The sequence below is a fragment of the endosymbiont of unidentified scaly snail isolate Monju genome, assembly GCF_000801295.1.
In the GTDB taxonomy this organism is placed as follows: domain Bacteria; phylum Pseudomonadota; class Gammaproteobacteria; order Chromatiales; family Chromatiaceae; genus MONJU.
Genome location: NZ_AP012978.1, coordinates 1,523,960 through 1,540,401, shown reverse-complemented (window position 1 = coordinate 1,540,401; position 16,442 = coordinate 1,523,960). Strand labels below are relative to the sequence as shown.

Below are 16,442 nucleotides of genomic sequence, written 5' to 3'. Positions count from 1 at the left end.
CATTATCCTGGGTGCGCAAACCCGATATACTCCGCGCCCTGAGCATCCGCCTGCAGGAGACAAGGCATGTCCGACAGCGAGATCCCGAATTCCGGCGAGATTTCCCCCAACACCCCGGCGGCCGAGTTCGCGGCCTGGTGCGAGGCCGAGTTCGAGCGCCGTCGCAACTCGGGTGACGACTTCGACGAGGAGCACTATCACAAGGCCATGCAGTTGGTCATCGAGCGCCTGCAACGACTGGAAGACGAGGGCCGGGCATGATCATCACGCGCATCAAGGGCAGCAATATCCTCAAGTACCGTCGTCTCGAGCTGGCCCTGCCGGAGAGCGGCCTGATCGCCATCAGCGGGCAGAACGAGTCGGGCAAGAGCAGTATCGGCGAGGCGGTCTGCTTCGCCCTGTTCGGGCGGACCTTCTCCATCGGCCCCGATGAGCTGGACAAGGTGGTGCGCTGGGGCGAGATGAACCGCCCCGGATATTCCGGAGACTGTTTTGTTTGAGTCAGGCCGCCTTGGCAGACTCTTTCTGTTGGCGATAATACGCCGCTTCCAACTCCGCCGGTGGCACGTTGCCAATAGGCTCCAGCAGCCGCCGGTGGTTGAACCAGTCCACCCACTCCAAAGTGGCATATTCGACCGCCTCCCTATGCTTCCAGGGGCCTCGCCGGTAGATAACCTCGGCCTTGTACAGACCGTTGATCGTCTCTGCCAGAGCGTTGTCATAGGAGTCCCCTCGGCTACCGACCGAGGCATCAATGCCGGCCCCGGCCAGGCGCTCCGTGTAGCGCACCGACAGGTACTGACAGCCTCGGTCACTGTGGTGCACCAGGCCCTCTGTGTCCTGGCGCGACCATAGCGCCTGCTCCAGCGCATCCAGCACCAGGTCGGTCTTCAGCGACCGGGAGACACGCCAGCCCACGATCCGTCGGGCATAGACGTCCACGACAAACGCCACATAGACAAACCCTGTCCAAGTCGCCACGTAGGTAATGTCCGCCACCCACAACTGATTCGGGCGGGTGGCAGTAAACTGCCGCTTCACCCGGTCCAGTGGTCGTTCCGCCGTCGTGTCGCCGATCGTTGTCCGGCAACGGCGGCCTCGCACCACACCCCGCAACCCCATGACACGCATCAGGCGTTCCACCGTGCAGCGGGCTACCTCGATGCTTTCCCGGTTGAGCTGCCGCCATACCTTCCTGGCACCGTACACCTGGAAGTTCTCTTCCCAGATCCGTCGAATCTCGTCTGACAGGGCGCGATCCCGCTGCAATCGCCGCGGCAGTCGCTGTGGATCGGCCTCACGGGCCTTGTGCTCATAGTAGGTGGACGGGGCGATCGGCAGCACCGCGCAGATCGGCTCGACCCCGTAACGATCCCTGTGATCGTCGATGTACGCGATCATCTCTTCAGTTTGCGGTCGAGCTCCGCCTGGGCAAAAAAAGCCGACGCCGTCTTCAGAATCTCGTTGGCCCGCCTCAGCTCCCGGTTCTCCCGTTCCAAGGCCTTGAGCCGCTCGCGCTCCGACGTCGTCAGACCCTCACGCAGTCCTTGATCACGCTCGGCCTGATGATCAAACACCATGCGAACCGCCCGTTCCCGGACCTCAGGGGAATATCTCTTGCTCGTATCCATAGACTCTATCCTCTCAAGAAATGGAGTCTCCGGGAAACCCGGGGCGGTTCAAGAACCACTGCACGGTCACCCTCGACTTCAACGTCGACGGGGTGGCCTGGGAACTCTCGCGCATGCTCGACCGGGATGGCAACCACGGCGCCAGCCTGACGAGGGTGGGTGACGAGGAGCCGGTCGCGCGGGGCGTGAAGGTGGTCAACGAGCGGCTGGTGGAGCTGATCGGCTTCGAGTACGAGCAGTTCGTCGAGTCCTTCTACCTGGCGCAGCGCGAGATCACCACCCCGCACCCGCACAGCCAGGCGGTCAAGATCATGGCCGGCATCGCTCCGCTGGAGCGGGTGCGCGAGGAAATCGCGGGTGAGATCTGCGAGCGTCAAGAGCTGCTCGGTGAAGTGCAGGCCGAAATCGACACGGTCCGCAACGACCTGGACGGGATGGACATCGAGCCGGGGCGGCTGGAACGACTCGAGCGCGAGCGCGCCACCCTGCGCGACCAGGCCGACCAGATCGGGGGGCTGAGGGAGGAGATCGGTCAGCGCATGGATACCTATGCGGAACACATGCGCGCCATCTACCAGGCGCAGTCGGCACGTTCGCGCGCGCCCTTCCTGCGTTTTGTCTTCTTTCTGCTGGCACTGGCTGCCCTGGCTCTGTGGTGGCTGCTGGGCGAGGGGGCGGACATGCCGCTGGCCGGACAGGTGCGCGGTCTGCTCGACCAGTATGCGCCGCAATATGTCCAGGTGCCGCTCCCGTGGTGGTTGTGGGGTGCCGCGGGGCTGGGCGGGTTGTTCCTGTTGAGTTGGATGCGTGTCGCCGCCAAGGGTGGTCGGGTGCGCCGACTGCGTGCCGAGGCCGGTCAGCTGGCCGAGAGCCTGCAACGCGCACGCGACCTGGAGATCGAGATCGAGGCGCCGTTGTCCGAGGCGGTGGAGGAGGCGCCGGCAGCGCCTGTCGGGGAGGCCGCCGAGCAGGCATTGGATGACGAGACCAGGGAGGAGGCGCATGCCGAACCGCTGCCCGAGCGGCCGGATGCCATGGCATTCGAGTCGCTGGTCGAACGCATTGCCAGCGGCGAGGCCACGGTGCGCCAGGTGCGCGCCTATGTCGAGCCCGAACTGGCCTGGCTGGACTGGGTGCGTGAGCAGTTGTGTGCGGAGGTTGCGACGCTCGAAGGGGCCATCGAGGAGGAGCAGGCACGCCTGCGCGAGGCAGCCAACCTGAAACAGGTGCTCGAGGGGCTGCGCGAGCAACGCGAGGAGGTCGAGGCGCGCATCCGCCTGCGCGAGACTGTCATCGAGCTGCTGGAAGGCGCGGTCGGTGCCCTGTCCAACCAGTTCAACCGGGATATCAAGGACCTGGTGGCGCGATTGCTGCCGCGTTTTACCGACGGGCGCTACGAGCACCTGCAGATCGACCGGGATCTCAGCGTACGGGTCTTCTCCGCCGAGAAACGCGATTTCATGGACCTCGAGGAAGTCTCCAGCGGCACCTAGCGCCAGATCATGCTGGCGCTGCGCCTGGCCCTGTCGCAGAAGCTGCTGGCGCGCAAGGTGCGCGGTCGCCAGTTCGCCTTCTTCGACGAGGAACGCACCCGCCGCGCACTGGCGGCCCTGGCCGAGCTGGGCGAGGACATCAGTCAGGTGTGGATCGTGGCGCAGAGCTTCCCCGAGGATGCCGGGGTGCGCTTCGATGTGCACATCGAATGCCGCCGCGAACAGAACGAGCTGGTGTTGGGTATCGAATAGCCTCGCCCAGTTGGAGAGGTGCCTGTCGTGACCCCCTTGCTGGCCTCTCCCGCGCATGAGGGAGGAGACAGGGCACTTTGTTCGCGAGGTTCCCTCGCGAGGGGCTGAGGGTGTCACGGCAAGTGGCCGCCACCACGCTTCTCCAGGTGACATTCCCAGCGAAGCTGCATACCATTCCCGGTCTGTCGTAACCACTGCTCCAGCCTGTATGAAGACCAGCGCCGAAATCCGTTCCGCCTTTCTCGACTATTTCGCGGAGAAGGGCCACCAGATCGTCGACTCCAGCCCCCTGGTACCGGCCAACGATCCGACCCTGCTTTTCACCAACGCCGGCATGGTGCAGTTCAAGGACGTGTTCCTGGGCAAGGACAAGCGTCCCTACACGCGCGCGGCCACCGCCCAGCGTTGCGTGCGTGCCGGCGGCAAGCACAACGACCTGGAGAACGTCGGCTACACCGCGCGGCATCACACCTTCTTCGAGATGCTGGGCAACTTCAGCTTTGGCGACTACTTCAAGCGCGAGGCCATCGGTTTTGCCTGGGAATTCCTGACCGAGCGGCTGGGCCTGCCGCCCGAGCGGCTGTGGGTGACCGTCTACGAGGAGGACGACCAGGCGGCCGAGATCTGGCTGAACGAGATCGGTGTCGACCCGGCGCGTTTTACCCGCATCGGCGACAAGCCGGGCGGCAAGCGTTTCGAGAGCGACAACTTCTGGAGCATGGGTGACACCGGCCCCTGCGGTCCCTGTTCGGAGATCTTCTACGACCACGGCCCCGAGGTCTGGGGCGGCCCCCCGGGAACGCCCGAGGAAGATGGCGATCGCTACATCGAGATCTGGAACCTGGTGTTCATGCAGTACAACCGCGATGCCGAGGGCAACATGACGCCGTTGCCCAAGCCCTCGGTGGACACCGGCATGGGGCTGGAGCGGCTGGCCGCGGTGTTGCAGGGGGTGCACTCGAACTACGAGATCGACCTGTTCCAGGGACTGATCCGCGCCGCTGCCCGGGCCACCGGTACCGACGACCTGGAATCCAAGTCGCTGCGCGTGCTCGCTGACCACATCCGCTCCTGCGCCTTCCTGGTGGTCGACGGCGTGCTGCCGGGCAACGAGGGCCGGGGCTACGTGCTGCGCCGCATCATCCGTCGCGCCATCCGTCACGGCTACCAGCTCGGCCAGCACGAGCCCTTCTTCCACACCCTGGTCGATGCCCTGGACGAACAGATGGGCGACGCCTATCCCGAGCTGCGGCGCTCGAGGGAACACGTCAAGCGGGTATTGAAGGTCGAGGAAGAACGCTTTGCCGAGACCATCGAACACGGCATGCGTATCCTCGAGGAGGCCATCGAGGGCCTGGACGGCAAGGTGATCCCCGGCGAACTGCTGTTCAAGCTGTACGACACCTACGGTTTCCCGCTGGATCTGACTGCGGACATCGCGCGCGAGCGCGGGCTGGAAGTGGACGAGGCCGGCTTCGAGCGAGAGATGGCCGCGCAGCGCGAGCGGGCGCGCGCTGCCAGCCAGTTCGGTAGCGAGCAGCAGGCCACCGTCGCGCTCGAGGGGGTGACCGACTTCACCGGCTACGAGCGCCTGGAAGACCAGTCCACCGTGGTGGCCCTGTTCCGCGACGGCGAGGCGGTGGACCGCCTCGGCCCCGGTGAGCAAGGCATGGTAGTGCTCGATCGCACCCCCTTCTATGCCGAGTCGGGCGGCCAGGTGGGCGATGCCGGCGAGCTGTTCGCCAACGGTGTGCGTTTCGAAGTCGAGGACACGCGCAAGCAGGGTGGGGCGGTGTTCGGGCACCTTGGTCGCATGGCCGAGGGCGAGCTGAACATCGGTGATCGAGTGAGTGCGCAGGTGGACGAGGCGCGCCGCCACGCCATCGCGCTCAACCATTCCGCCACCCATTTGCTGCACGCGGCACTGCGCCAGATCCTTGGCGAGCACGTACAGCAGAAGGGCTCGCTGGTCGAGGCCGCGCGCCTGCGTTTCGACTTCTCGCACTTCGAGCCGGTCTCGCGCGAGCAGCTGCAGGCCATCGAACGCCTGGTCAACGAACAGGTGCGCGCCAATCACCTGGTGGAGACGCGCATCATGTCGCTGGACGATGCCAAGGCGGTCGGTGCCATGGCCCTGTTCGGCGAGAAGTACGACGAACAGGTACGGGTGCTGCGTATGGGCGATTTCTCCATCGAGCTGTGCGGTGGCACCCACGTCAAGGCCACCGGCGACATCGGCCTGTTCCGCATCGTTGCCGAGTCGGGCATCGCCTCGGGGGTGCGACGTATCGAGGCGGTCACCGGTGCGGCGGCCGTCGAGGCCATGCAGCGTGACGACGACCGCCTGTTCGAGATCGCCGGCCTGCTCAACGCCGGGCGGGACGAAGTGGTGGACAAGGCCGCGCGCCTGGTCGAGCAGGAGCGCCGGCTGGAGAAGGAACTGGCGCAGCTCAAGTCCAAGCTGGCCGCCGCGGCGGGTGCCGACCTGGCCGACCAGGCCGAGGAGATCGCCGGCATCAAGGTGCTGGCCGCCAAGGTGGAAGGCGTGGAACCGAAGGCGTTGCGTGACCTGCTCGACCAGCTCAAGCAGAAGCTGGGCAGCGGGGTGATCCTGCTGGCGGTGGAAAATGGCGGCAAGGTCAATCTCATCGCCGGGGTCACCAAGGACCTGACCGACCGTTTCAAGGCTGGCGACCTGGTGCGCGAGGCCGCGGCCAGGGTCGGAGGCAAGGGCGGTGGCCGGCCCGACATGGCACAGGCCGGCGGCAGTGATCCGGCCGGCATCCCGCAGGCGTTGGCGCTGGTCGCCGACTGGGTGCGCGAGCGGGCCTGAAACCCTTTATCACTACGGGGGAATGCGGTCTAATACCGCGCTTTCCAGTAATCGGCGGTAAATCAAGATGGCACTGATCGTCCAGAAGTACGGTGGCACCTCGGTCGGCACGGTGGAGCGCATCCAGAACGTCGCTCGCCGGGTCAAGAAGCGCCGCGATGCCGGTGACGACGTGGTGGTGGTGGTCTCGGCCATGTCCGGTGAGACCAATCGCCTGATCGCACTCGCCAGCGAGATCACCGACACCCCCGATCCGCGCGAACTCGACGTGCTGGTGACCACCGGCGAACAGGTGACCATCGCCCTGCTGTCGATGGCGCTGCAGGCGATCGGCTGCGACGCCCGTTCCTACACCGGCGCCCAGGTGCGCATTCTCACCGACAGCGCGCACGGCAAGGCGCGTATCAGCGATATCGACGATGTGCGCGTGCATGCCGACCTCAAGGCCGGCCGCGTGGTGGTGGTGGCCGGTTTCCAGGGCGTGGACGAGCACGGCAACATCACCACCCTGGGACGCGGCGGTTCGGACACCACCGCGGTGGCCATGGCGGCGGCGCTGAAGGCCGACGAGTGCCAGATCTTCACCGATGTCGATGGTGTCTACACCACCGACCCGCGCGTGGAACCGCGTGCGCGCAAGCTCGACCGCATCACCTTCGAGGAGATGCTGGAGATGGCCAGTCTCGGCTCCAAGGTGTTGCAGATTCGCTCGGTGGAGTTCGCCGGCAAGTACAACGTGCCCCTGCGCGTCCTCTCCAGTTTCGAGGAGGAGGGCGAGGGCACCCTGATCACATTCGAGGAGGAAGGCGTGGAAGCGGCAAAGATCTCGGGCATCGCATTCAACCGTGACGAGGCCAAGCTGACCATCCGGGGCGTGCCCGACCAGCCGGGCGTGGCGTACGAGATCCTCGGCCCGATAGGTGATGCCAATATCGAGGTCGACATGATCGTGCAGAACATCGCCAACGATGGCACCACCGACTTCACCTTCACCGTCAACCGGGGCGAGTTCGCCAAGGCCAAGGCCATCCTCGAACAGATTGCCAGCGAGCTGGGCGCGCGCGAGGTCATCGGTGACGACAAGATCGTCAAGATCTCGCTGGTTGGCGTCGGCATGCGCTCGCACGCCGGTATCGCCAGCAAGATGTTCGAGACCCTGTCGAAGGAAGGCATCAACATCCAGATGATCTCCACCTCCGAGATCAAGATCTCGGTCGTGGTGGATGAAAAGTACCTGGAGCTCGGCGTGCGTGCCCTGCACGAGGCCTTCGGACTGGATCGGGAAGAAGGATAATTATTTCCATCCCAGCAGGGTCTTTGATCTTCTGCTATGAATGGGTTGTTGGTAGAATAACGGCGGCCCGAACAACAACAGACAACCGGGTTGGTTGGCAAACTCAGGACACAGGCCAAGACAGGCTGGTCCAGGCACGCAGGAGAGATCTCATGTTGATTTTGACGCGCAGGGTCGGAGAGACCTTGATGATTGGCGACGACGTTTCGGTAACCGTTTTGGGTGTCAAGGGAAACCAGGTTCGGATCGGGGTCAATGCTCCCCGTGATGTCTCGGTGCATCGCGAGGAGATCTACGAGCGGATCAAGAACGAGCAACAGGCCAAGTCCGAATAAGTTGCTTCGCGACTGGCCTCAAGGGGCCAGAATATGCGAGAATGCGCCCCGCTGACCGCGGGGCTTTCTGTTTCCCTTCAGAAGGCCCCCGTTCTGCACAGGGGATGGCGAGACTGCTGCACACAGCGTGTTCCCTGTCGAGCCCGCAAGGGTCACTGACGGACTGCACAAATCCGGAGAGTTGGCCGAGTGGCTGAAGGCGCTCCCCTGCTAAGGGAGTATGGGGTTAATAGCTCCATCGAGGGTTCGAATCCCTCACTCTCCGCCAATAATGCAAAGGCCCCTGTATGGGGCCTTTTGCATTATCAGGGGAATGATGGGATGAGAACCCTCGTCAGGGTTCGACAAGGCGCGCAGCGCCGCAGGACGCCGGAGCGAAGCGACGGCGCCCCGCAGGGGTGAGCGGCGAAGCCGCGAATCAATCCCTCACTCTCGAGCCCATGCTGAATTCAGCATGGGCTTTCATTTTCTGAACCCAGCGTATTATCGCACCTAAAGGCCCCTGCGATTGTATGGGCCTCCGCATGTGGTTCGTGGGTGGCGCTCTGGAATGTCAACGAAATTCCTAAACGTCCCCTTTTGAAGAGGCCTCAGGATGTTGGGGGAAGCGAAAGGATTCTCCTTCGTTGCCAGGGATGGTCTGGGGCGGGCTTATGCGTATGGCGGTTGAGCTGAACCGTCCTGGCCTATCGAAAAATCCGAAGTGGATCAAATCGTGACGATGGCCATGTGGCTTGAAAAATGCGAGGTCAAGGAGTATTAGGTTAATAACCCTATTGCTGGAAAGGTTGGTGGTGAACCGCCCCGTGTTTCCAGGAGACTCCATTTCTTGAGAGGATAGAGTTTATGGATACGAGCAAGAGATATTCCCCTGAGGTCCGGGAACGGGCGGTTCGCATGGTGTTTGATCATCAGGGCGAGCATGATTCCCAATGGGCGGCGATGACCTCCATCGCGGCCAAGATCGGCTGTACTGCGCAAATGGGTGAGACAGGCCGAGCGTGATCAAGGACTGCGTGAGGGTCTGACGACGTCGGAGCGCGAGCGGCTCAAGGCCTTGGAACGGGAGAACCGGGAGCTGAGGCGGGCCAACGAGATTCTGAAGACGGCGTCGGCTTTTTTTGCCCAGGCGGAGCTCGACCGCAAACTGAAGAGATGATCGCGTACATCGACGATCACAGGGATCGTTACGGGGTCGAGCCGATCTGCGCGGTGCTGCCGATCGCCCCGTCCACCTACTATGAGCACAAGGCCCGTGAGGCCGATCCACAGCGACTGCCGCGGCGATTGCAGCGGGATCGCGCCCTGTCAGACGAGATTCGACGGATCTGGGAAGAGAACTTCCAGGTGTACGGTGCCAGGAAGGTATGGCGGCAGCTCAACCGGGAAAGCATCGAGGTAGCCCGCTGCACGGTGGAACGCCTGATGCGTGTCATGGGGTTGCGGGGTGTGGTGTGAGGCCGCCGTTGCCGGACAACGATCGGCGACACGACGGCGGAACGACCACTGGACCGGGTGAAGCGGCAGTTTACTGCCACCCGCCCGAATCAGTTGTGGGTGGCGGACATTACCTACGTGGCGACTTGGACAGGGTTTGTCTATGTGGCGTTTGTCGTGGACGTCTATGCCCGACGGATCGTGGGCTGGCGTGTCTCCCGGTCGCTGAAGACCGACCTGGTGCTGGATGCGCTGGAGCAGGCGCTATGGTCGCGCCAGGACACAGAGGGCCTGGTGCACCACAGTGACCGAGGCTGTCAGTACCTGTCGGTGCGCTACACGGAGCGCCTGGCCGGGGCCGGCATTGATGCCTCGGTCGGTAGCCGAGGGGACTCCTATGACAACGCTCTGGCAGAGACGATCAACGGTCTGTACAAGGCCGAGGTTATCTACCGGCGAGGCCCCTGGAAGCATAGGGAGGCGGTCGAATATGCCACTTTGGAGTGGGTGGACTGGTTCAACCACCGGCGGCTGCTGGAGCCTATTGGCAACGTGCCACCGGCGGAGTTGGAAGCGGCGTATTATCGCCAACAGAAAGAGTCTGCCAAGGCGGCCTGACTCAAACAAAACAGTCTCCGGAATATCCGGGGCGGTTCAGGTGGTCGACCAGTACGAGATGAGCCAGAACCTGGCTCGGGTGCTCAAGCAGCTCGGTCAGGATGCGCCCATGCCCAGGCCCATCCTCGAGCTGAATCTCGAGCATCCGCTGCTCGAGCGGCTGGAGAAGGAAAGTGACGAGGAGAAATTTGCCGACCTCACCCGTCTGATCTTCGACCAGGCCATGCTTGCCGAGGGCGGACAGCTCGACGATCCGGCCAGTTTCGTGCATCGGCTCAACCGGCTGATCCTCGACATGCAGGGATGAGCGTGATGTCGTCCTGAAGGAGGGCGGCCGGGCCCGGTGGGCCGGAGGTCGGGCTTCGGCCCGGCACCTCGCCGTTCCTGGGAAAGGCGGGGGAGGGGGGATTCCGGGGATGCTAGACTTCGGATTCCCCCCTTTACCAGGTCCTCTGACGTGTCCGACGACAACATCATTCCTTTCCCGGGTCAGCTCAAGGATGCCATCGATGACGAGCGTTGGCAGCAGCTTCAGGGCGAGTTCTACCTCGATTGCTTCCAGTCCCAGCACGGGCGACCACCGGAGGATCCCGATGAACTGGGTGCCTGGCTGCGTGAGGCGCGACTCTATGCCGATACCGGCAATCCCTTTTTTCGTGGTTGGCTGGTGCGGCGTCTGAGCGAGGGCCTGTGAGTTAATGTGGAAGTCAACACCACAGAGTACACAGAGATCACAGAGAGGTTGACGCTGGGGTCTGTCCCGGCGGGGTTGCAACCCGCGACCGACGGACCGATGGTCCACCTGTAGAAAAAGTCCGCGCCTCGTCTTTTGCCATCGTCAAGCTCTGTGCACTCTGTGTCCTCTGTGGTGAACTTCCGTGATCGGGGGTGTAGGCGGCCCTATATCATGGAGAGTTGATGCATCAGGACGCTTTGGATTTGGACGGGGACAGACTGTCCGGCAGGTCGTTGTCGGCGGAGAGTTGGTGTGCGACCTGACGTTCGAGCTCGGTGAGGTAGTGCAGCACCCGGTCCTTGAGGCGTAGCAGTCTGGCGCAAAGGTGTCTTGCCTGCTCCATCTGACCGTTTTCGGCCAGGCGAACGATCTCACGGCCGGCCTGGTGCACTGCGACGTGCACGGGATAGAGTTCCTGGAAGGCGGGCAGCTGTCCGTAGCGTTGGCGTCCGCAGGTGTCGTACCACTTGCCCAGCCGGCAGCAGTGGTGATCGGCCAGCTCTTCGTGCGAGAGTGTGAGGGGCTCGCCCTCCGCAACGTGCAACACTTGCTCGATCCAGCGCAGGTGATCGTATTGCGCCGCCAGCAGGGGCAGATCGTCCAGTTTCCATGGTGTATCGCACCAGAGTCGCCACAGCTCCGGCGTTTTCCATTGCGCACTCCAGTCGTCGATCTGTTCGGCGGGCATCGGCCGGGCGATGCCGAAGCCTTGTGCCAGGTCACATCCCAGTCGCATCAGCATCACGCCCTGTTCGGGGCCCTCCACACCTTCAGCGATCGGTGTCTGGCCGAACAGGCGCGCGAGCGCGATTATCGATTCGATGAGAATGCGGTCGCCCCGGTCGTTGAGCATGTCCTGCACGAAGCTGCGGTCGATCTTCAGGCAATCGATCGGCAGGTTCTTGAGGTAGGCCAGGGAGGCATAGCCGACGCCGAAGTCGTCCAGCGCCACCGAGATGCCGCGGCGATGGCAGGCGTCGATAACCCGGGTGGCCGATTCGATGTCCGAGATGGCCGCGCTCTCGAGGATCTCGAACTCGAGGCGTTCCGGTGGCAGGTCGGGATGGCCTGCCAGAATGGCATCGAGCTGTTCGAGAAAGTCGGGCGAGAGCAGGTGCGCCGGCGCGATGTTCACCGACAGGGTCCAGTCGCGCCCGGCCTGGTGCCATTGTACGAGTTGCCGGCAGGCCTCGCCGATGACGAAACGATCCAGCATGCAGGCCAGTTCCTTGTCCTGCATCCAGGGCAGGAAGTGCGCCGGCAGCAGCACGCCCCGCTCCGGGTGATGCCAGCGCGCCAGTCCTTCGAATCCCAGGATGCGTCCTGCACGCATGTCGACCTTGGGTTGATAGTGCAGGCGAAACTCCTGGTTGAGCAGGGCCTGCATGATGACCTTGGTGTGTTGCTGCATGGCCAGGTGTTGCTGCTGCTCTCGTACATCGAACAGTCGATGGCAGTTGCGTCCGGCGAGCTTGGCCTGGTAGATGGCCTTGTCGGCATGGCGCAGCAGGGTGTCGGCATCGGTTTCGTCCAGCAGCGGGTAGAGGGTATAGCCGAGGCTTGCCGAGATACGGACTTCCTGGTCTTCGATCTCGAATGGCCGGGACAGCTGGTCGATGAGTCGGTCGAAGATCTTTTCCGCGTGGTTCATGTTGTCCAGGTCGTCGAGAATGATGACGAACTCGTCGCCCCCCAGGCGTGCCAGGGTGTCGCTGGCACGCAGGGCTTCTTGCATGCGCTGGGCGGCGGCGCACAGCAGCTTGTCGCCGGCGGCGTGGCCGAGGCGGTCGTTGACCGGTTTGAATTCGTCGAGATCGACAAGTGCCACGGCGAGCAGCTTTTCGTGCCGATCGGCTTGTGCGAGCAACCAGCCCAGTCGCTCGCTCAGCAAGGCCCGGTTGGGCAGTCCGGTCAGTACATCATGGGTGGCACGCCAGGCGACTTCCTGCTCCAGGGCCTGCAGGTCGCTGATGTCGCGTATCACCATCACCCGGCCCATGGTCTCGCCACTGGAGGCTGTGATGTCCCGGATGTTGAATTGCACCGTGACGGACGACTGATCCGGTCGCTGAAGACGCGCGGTGCCATCGGTGTTGCGTGAAATGTCGATCGGATCGGCACCCCGGATAGTAGCAGCGTCCATGCCGATATAGAACGGGTACATGCGCAGGATCTGGTCGAGGGGGTGCCCGATCATGTGTTTCCGTGGATGCCCGAGGAGCTGTTCCGCTGCGGGATTGACCTCCTGTATGCAGCCTTCGGTGTCGGTAGTGATGACAGCATCGCCGATGGCCAGCAGGGTCTCGCGGTGCAGGTCGGCTTCCCTGGCGAGTTGCGCACGCACCGCGCGCAGCTGGGCATACTGGCGACAACCCAGCAATGCCATGCTCAGCTTGCCGGCGATCTGGCCGATTTCGTGGCACATCGACTCTTCGAGCTGTCTGCCGCGCAGCAGTACCAGGATGCCGAAGCCGGGAACCTGCCAGGCATGGCTCCAGTAGTTGCCGGTTCTGCAGACGAGCCAGGGACTGTCCTTCTGCTGCACCAGCTTCCTGGCCGTCTGTAGCTGTCCTTCTGCTTGTGCATGCCGGGGCAGGCGGAATGCCGATTCGAGGATCTCGCCGTTATCGCGCTGTTCGAACAAGGTGATGGCACGACCACCCAGGCGCCGCAGCATCAGCGGCAGGCAGACGTTCAGCATGTCCTGCTGATCCAGGCTGGAGCCGATGGCTAGGGAGAATTCGTGCAGAATGACCAGTTCGTAGAGACGGTCATTGCTCATTCGAGAACTCCCACGACCGCGGTCTTGTTGTAGAACTCCAGGTAGTCGTCGCCATGATTGGCGATTTCCCCGATCGTCAGCGCGCCCAGCATCGGCAGGCCGGGCTGGGTAAAGGCCTTCAGTTCACGTTCGAAACGGTCGCCCAGGAACAGGGCGCGCGATATACAGTCCATGACCAGTTGGCAGTGTCCCGGCGTACTGCCTGCTGTCGCCTGTGCGCGTTGGCGTGCTTCCGAAGCGGCATCGAGCAAGTGCTGTTCCTTGCCGTGCATGATGTGGATATGGCTGCCCGCCGGGATATCGCCCAGACAGAGAATGTCGTTTCCATCCAGTGCATAAGGGTCGCGGACGACCATTTCGGCATCCAGCCGGGCGATGCCGAAAGGGTAGGTGGGGGCCAGCAGGGGGAAATTGTTCTCGTCGATCTCCGTGCTGGTGTATTCGAACAGGTGTTGACAGTACACCTCTCGTGCCGGTTTCCAGTCGAGCGTGATCAGGCGGCCGTCACGTGATTCGGTGACCTTGATGGGTTCCGATATCGGCTGCCAGCCATGAGCGACCCCGATATGTGACCGGATACCTTTGGCAAAGCACAGCAGCCCGGCATTTCGCGACACGCCCGGGTTGCTGAGGATGCAGTCACGGTTTTTCAGGTCCCAGCTGCCGCATCCGCCGCCGAGATAATGAACGTCCAGTGCAAAGGTGTTGTAGATCTCGTCCATCAATGCCCCGATCCTGGGGGCCAGTCCGTCTACCAGGACAAACAGTGTCCCCTTGTCAGTCGTGTCGAGAGCACACAGGGCCTGTTCTGTCAGATTGTCCAGCGGTTCGATGAGGCAGTATTCCACCGACGCGGGAAGGCCGAGCAGCAGGTGTCCCTGACGATACATTTGACCATTGTGGAGGACAGCGGGAAAGATGCCGCCAAACAGCGGCTTGAACCGCCCCGGATATTCCGGAGACTGTTTTGTTTGAGTCAGGCCGCCTTGGCAGACTCTTTCTGTTGGCGATAATACGCCGCTTCCAACTCCGCCGGTGGCACGTTGCCAATAGGCTCCAGCAGCCGCCGGTGGTTGAACCAGTCCACCCACTCCAAAGTGGCATATTCGACCGCCTCCCTATGCTTCCAGGGGCCTCGCCGGTAGATAACCTCGGCCTTGTACAGACCGTTGATCGTCTCTGCCAGAGCGTTGTCATAGGAGTCCCCTCGGCTACCGACCGAGGCATCAATGCCGGCCCCGGCCAGGCGCTCCGTGTAGCGCACCGACAGGTACTGACAGCCTCGGTCACTGTGGTGCACCAGGCCCTCTGTGTCCTGGCGCGACCATAGCGCCTGCTCCAGCGCATCCAGCACCAGGTCGGTCTTCAGCGACCGGGAGACACGCCAGCCCACGATCCGTCGGGCATAGACGTCCACGACAAACGCCACATAGACAAACCCTGTCCAAGTCGCCACGTAGGTAATGTCCGCCACCCACAACTGATTCGGGCGGGTGGCAGTAAACTGCCGCTTCACCCGGTCCAGTGGTCGTTCCGCCGTCGTGTCGCCGATCGTTGTCCGGCAACGGCGGCCTCACACCACACCCCGCAACCCCATGACACGCATCAGACGTTCCACCGTGCAGCGGGCTACCTCGATGCCTTCCCGGTTGAGCTGCCGCCATACCTTCCTGGCACCGTACACCTGGAAGTTCTCTTCCCAGATCCGTCGAATCTCGTCTGACAGGGCGCGATCCCGCTGCAATCGCCGCGGCAGTCGCTGTGGATCGGCCTCACGGGCCTTGTGCTCATAGTAGGTGGACGGGGCGATCGGCAGCACCGCGCAGATCGGCTCGACCCCGTAACGATCCCTGTGATCGTCGATGTACGCGATCATCTCTTCAGTTTGCGGTCGAGCTCCGCCTGGGCAAAAAAAGCCGACGCCGTCTTCAGAATCTCGTTGGCCCGCCTCAGCTCCCGGTTCTCCCGTTCCAAGGCCTTGAGCCGCTCGCGCTCCGACGTCGTCAGACCCTCACGCAGTCCTTGATCACGCTCGGCCTGATGATCAAACACCATGCGAACCGCCCGTTCCCGGACCTCAGGGGAATATCTCTTGCTCGTATCCATAGACTCTATCCTCTCAAGAAATGGAGTCTCCGGGAAACCCGGGGCGGTTCACTCTTCGGGCCTGGGGCATTCGGAAGCCTCTGATCGAGTTCCTCTCTCGGCGTGCGGAGGGGGAAAAGGGCTTGTGTTGACAGCCTTCCCGGTCTCCCCCAACGCATGTGTGAGGGAGTAAAGAACCTTTTCCGAGGCTCCTGTGCAGACCAGTCGGCCGTGGAGGACGAAAGTTTAGAATCGTCCGCCGTGCATCAGGCCGGAGTGTCGTCGCTCCCTTGGCTGCCGGAAGCGGCCTTGGCGTATTGCCTGAGTGGGTGCAACACCGGTTCGGTGTAACCGTTGGGGAGTTCGCGGCCGTGGAAGATCAGTCGGCAGGCGGCCTCGAAGGCGGGGCCGTCACAGGCGGGGGCCATGGGGCGATAGGCGGGGTCGTGGCGATTCTGTCGGTCCACCACTTGTGCCATGCGGCGCAGGGTGAGCAGCACCTCGCGTTCGCTGATGATGCCATGTGTCAGCCAGTTGGCGATGTGCTGGCTGGAGAGGCGCAGGGGGGCGCGGTCTTCCATGAGCGCAACATCGTGGATGTCGGGCACCTTGGAACAGCCGATGCCCTGGTCTATCCAGCGCACCACGTAACCGAGGATGCCCTGGCAGTTGTTTTCGAGTTCCTCACGGATCTGTTCGGGTGACCAGCTGGCCGAGTCGGCCAGCGGCAGGGTGAGCAGTTCGGCCAGCCGGCGGCGCGGGCGTTCGGCGATCCGGGCCTGCTCGGCACGCACGTCCACCGCGTGATAATAGGCCGCATGCAGCACGGCGGCAGTGGGCGAGGGAACCCAGGCGGTGTTCGCGCCGGCGCGCGGGTGGGCGATCTTCTGCTCCGTCCGCAGCCTGCCTCCCCGCGCATTGCTTTTTTCAATGCGCAGGGAGCGGG

Annotated in this window: 12 protein-coding genes, 1 tRNA gene, 3 pseudogenes and 3 other annotated features; of the genes and pseudogenes, 11 read left to right on the top strand and 5 right to left on the bottom strand. The window is 63.2% G+C overall.

Annotation, left to right across the window (positions count from 1 at the left end; genetic code table 11):
- Positions 1-66: 66 nt before the first annotated feature.
- Together EBS_RS07435 and EBS_RS07430 are read left to right on the top strand one after the other, a co-directional pair.
- On the top strand, positions 67-261 hold the full coding sequence (locus tag EBS_RS07435) for a hypothetical protein (protein WP_052199396.1): 195 nt from the start codon (positions 67-69) through the stop codon (positions 259-261).
- A complete protein-coding gene (locus tag EBS_RS07430; protein WP_043108042.1) occupies positions 258-500 on the top strand; it encodes an AAA family ATPase in 243 nt (80 codons plus the stop codon). Before EBS_RS07435 ends, EBS_RS07430 begins: the two co-directional genes overlap by 4 nt.
- A gap of 1 nt (position 501) precedes the next feature.
- On the opposite strand, the gene EBS_RS07425 is transcribed toward EBS_RS07430, so the two are convergent.
- Positions 502-1,631, bottom strand: a protein-coding gene (locus EBS_RS07425) for an IS3 family transposase (RefSeq protein ID WP_148307698.1) whose coding sequence is annotated in 2 segments (ribosomal slippage) — positions 502-1,439 and positions 1,439-1,631 — 1,131 coding nt in all. Because the reading frame shifts where the segments join, the coding sequence is not laid out codon by codon here.
- Positions 1,327-1,443 (bottom strand) — a sequence feature (AL1L pseudoknot). (Overlaps the previous gene by 117 nt.)
- 20 nt (positions 1,632-1,651) lie before the next feature.
- Here EBS_RS07425 and EBS_RS07415 point away from each other — a divergent pair.
- The 9 genes and pseudogenes from EBS_RS07415 (at position 1,652) to EBS_RS07370 (ending at position 10,587) form a co-directional block, all read left to right on the top strand.
- Positions 1,652-3,124 carry an AAA family ATPase gene (locus EBS_RS07415; RefSeq protein ID WP_043108040.1) on the top strand — a complete coding sequence of 491 codons (1,473 nt, stop codon included), beginning with the start codon at positions 1,652-1,654 and terminating at the stop codon, positions 3,122-3,124.
- Positions 3,125-3,133: 9 nt separating this feature from the next.
- Positions 3,134-3,376, top strand: a complete 243-nt coding sequence (locus tag EBS_RS07410; RefSeq protein WP_043108039.1) for a hypothetical protein — start codon at positions 3,134-3,136, stop codon at positions 3,374-3,376.
- A 208-nt stretch (positions 3,377-3,584) separates the two neighbouring features.
- Positions 3,585-6,209, top strand: coding sequence for an alanine--tRNA ligase (alaS, locus tag EBS_RS07405; protein ID WP_043108037.1), 2,625 nt, complete (start codon positions 3,585-3,587; stop codon positions 6,207-6,209).
- Between the two features lie 67 nt (positions 6,210-6,276).
- Complete coding sequence (locus tag EBS_RS07400; protein ID WP_043108036.1) at positions 6,277-7,503, top strand: aspartate kinase; 1,227 nt, start codon at positions 6,277-6,279, stop codon at positions 7,501-7,503.
- A 152-nt stretch (positions 7,504-7,655) separates the two neighbouring features.
- Positions 7,656-7,838, top strand: coding sequence for a carbon storage regulator CsrA (gene csrA / locus EBS_RS07395; RefSeq protein WP_043108035.1), 183 nt, complete (start codon positions 7,656-7,658; stop codon positions 7,836-7,838).
- A 175-nt stretch (positions 7,839-8,013) separates the two neighbouring features.
- Positions 8,014-8,106, top strand: a tRNA-Ser gene (locus tag EBS_RS07390).
- A 578-nt stretch (positions 8,107-8,684) separates the two neighbouring features.
- A pseudogene (locus EBS_RS13640) lies at positions 8,685-9,893 on the top strand (IS3 family transposase).
- Positions 8,952-9,068, top strand: a sequence feature (AL1L pseudoknot). It overlaps the preceding pseudogene by 117 nt.
- A gap of 40 nt (positions 9,894-9,933) precedes the next feature.
- Positions 9,934-10,200 (top strand): hypothetical protein, encoded by a 267-nt coding sequence (locus tag EBS_RS07375; protein ID WP_043108034.1) that lies wholly within the window; start codon positions 9,934-9,936, stop codon positions 10,198-10,200.
- A gap of 150 nt (positions 10,201-10,350) precedes the next feature.
- Positions 10,351-10,587: a hypothetical protein gene (locus EBS_RS07370; RefSeq protein ID WP_052199395.1), complete on the top strand. Its 237-nt coding sequence runs from the start codon at positions 10,351-10,353 to the stop codon at positions 10,585-10,587.
- A 229-nt stretch (positions 10,588-10,816) separates the two neighbouring features.
- Here the strand turns inward: EBS_RS07370 and EBS_RS07365 are convergent, their stop codons facing one another.
- The 4 genes and pseudogenes from EBS_RS07365 to EBS_RS07345 all read right to left on the bottom strand — a co-directional run.
- A complete protein-coding gene (locus EBS_RS07365) occupies positions 10,817-13,411 on the bottom strand; it encodes an EAL domain-containing protein (RefSeq protein WP_052199394.1) in 2,595 nt (864 codons plus the stop codon).
- Positions 13,408-14,502: an FIST signal transduction protein gene (locus EBS_RS07360; RefSeq protein ID WP_148307696.1), complete on the bottom strand. Its 1,095-nt coding sequence runs from the start codon at positions 14,500-14,502 to the stop codon at positions 13,408-13,410. Before EBS_RS07360 ends, EBS_RS07365 begins: the two co-directional genes overlap by 4 nt.
- A pseudogene (locus EBS_RS13635) lies at positions 14,388-15,517 on the bottom strand (IS3 family transposase). Before EBS_RS13635 ends, EBS_RS07360 begins: the two are co-directional and overlap by 115 nt.
- Positions 15,213-15,329 (bottom strand) — a sequence feature (AL1L pseudoknot). (Overlaps the previous pseudogene by 117 nt.)
- Before the next feature lie 245 nt (positions 15,518-15,762).
- A pseudogene (locus EBS_RS07345) lies at positions 15,763-16,389 on the bottom strand (malate synthase G); the annotation flags it as partial.
- Positions 16,390-16,442: the final 53 nt, after the last annotated feature.

Coding starts and splice junctions, on each gene's coding strand:
- EBS_RS07435 (WP_052199396.1), top strand. CDS start 67: ATGTCCGACAGCGAGATCCCGAATTCCGGCGAGATTTCCCCCAACACC.
- EBS_RS07430 (WP_043108042.1), top strand. CDS start 258: ATGATCATCACGCGCATCAAGGGCAGCAATATCCTCAAGTACCGTCGT.
- EBS_RS07415 (WP_043108040.1), top strand. CDS start 1,652: ATGGAGTCTCCGGGAAACCCGGGGCGGTTCAAGAACCACTGCACGGTC.
- EBS_RS07410 (WP_043108039.1), top strand. CDS start 3,134: ATGCTGGCGCTGCGCCTGGCCCTGTCGCAGAAGCTGCTGGCGCGCAAG.
- alaS (WP_043108037.1), top strand. CDS start 3,585: ATGAAGACCAGCGCCGAAATCCGTTCCGCCTTTCTCGACTATTTCGCG.
- EBS_RS07400 (WP_043108036.1), top strand. CDS start 6,277: ATGGCACTGATCGTCCAGAAGTACGGTGGCACCTCGGTCGGCACGGTG.
- csrA (WP_043108035.1), top strand. CDS start 7,656: ATGTTGATTTTGACGCGCAGGGTCGGAGAGACCTTGATGATTGGCGAC.
- EBS_RS07365 (WP_052199394.1), bottom strand. CDS start 13,411: ATGAGCAATGACCGTCTCTACGAACTGGTCATTCTGCACGAATTCTCC.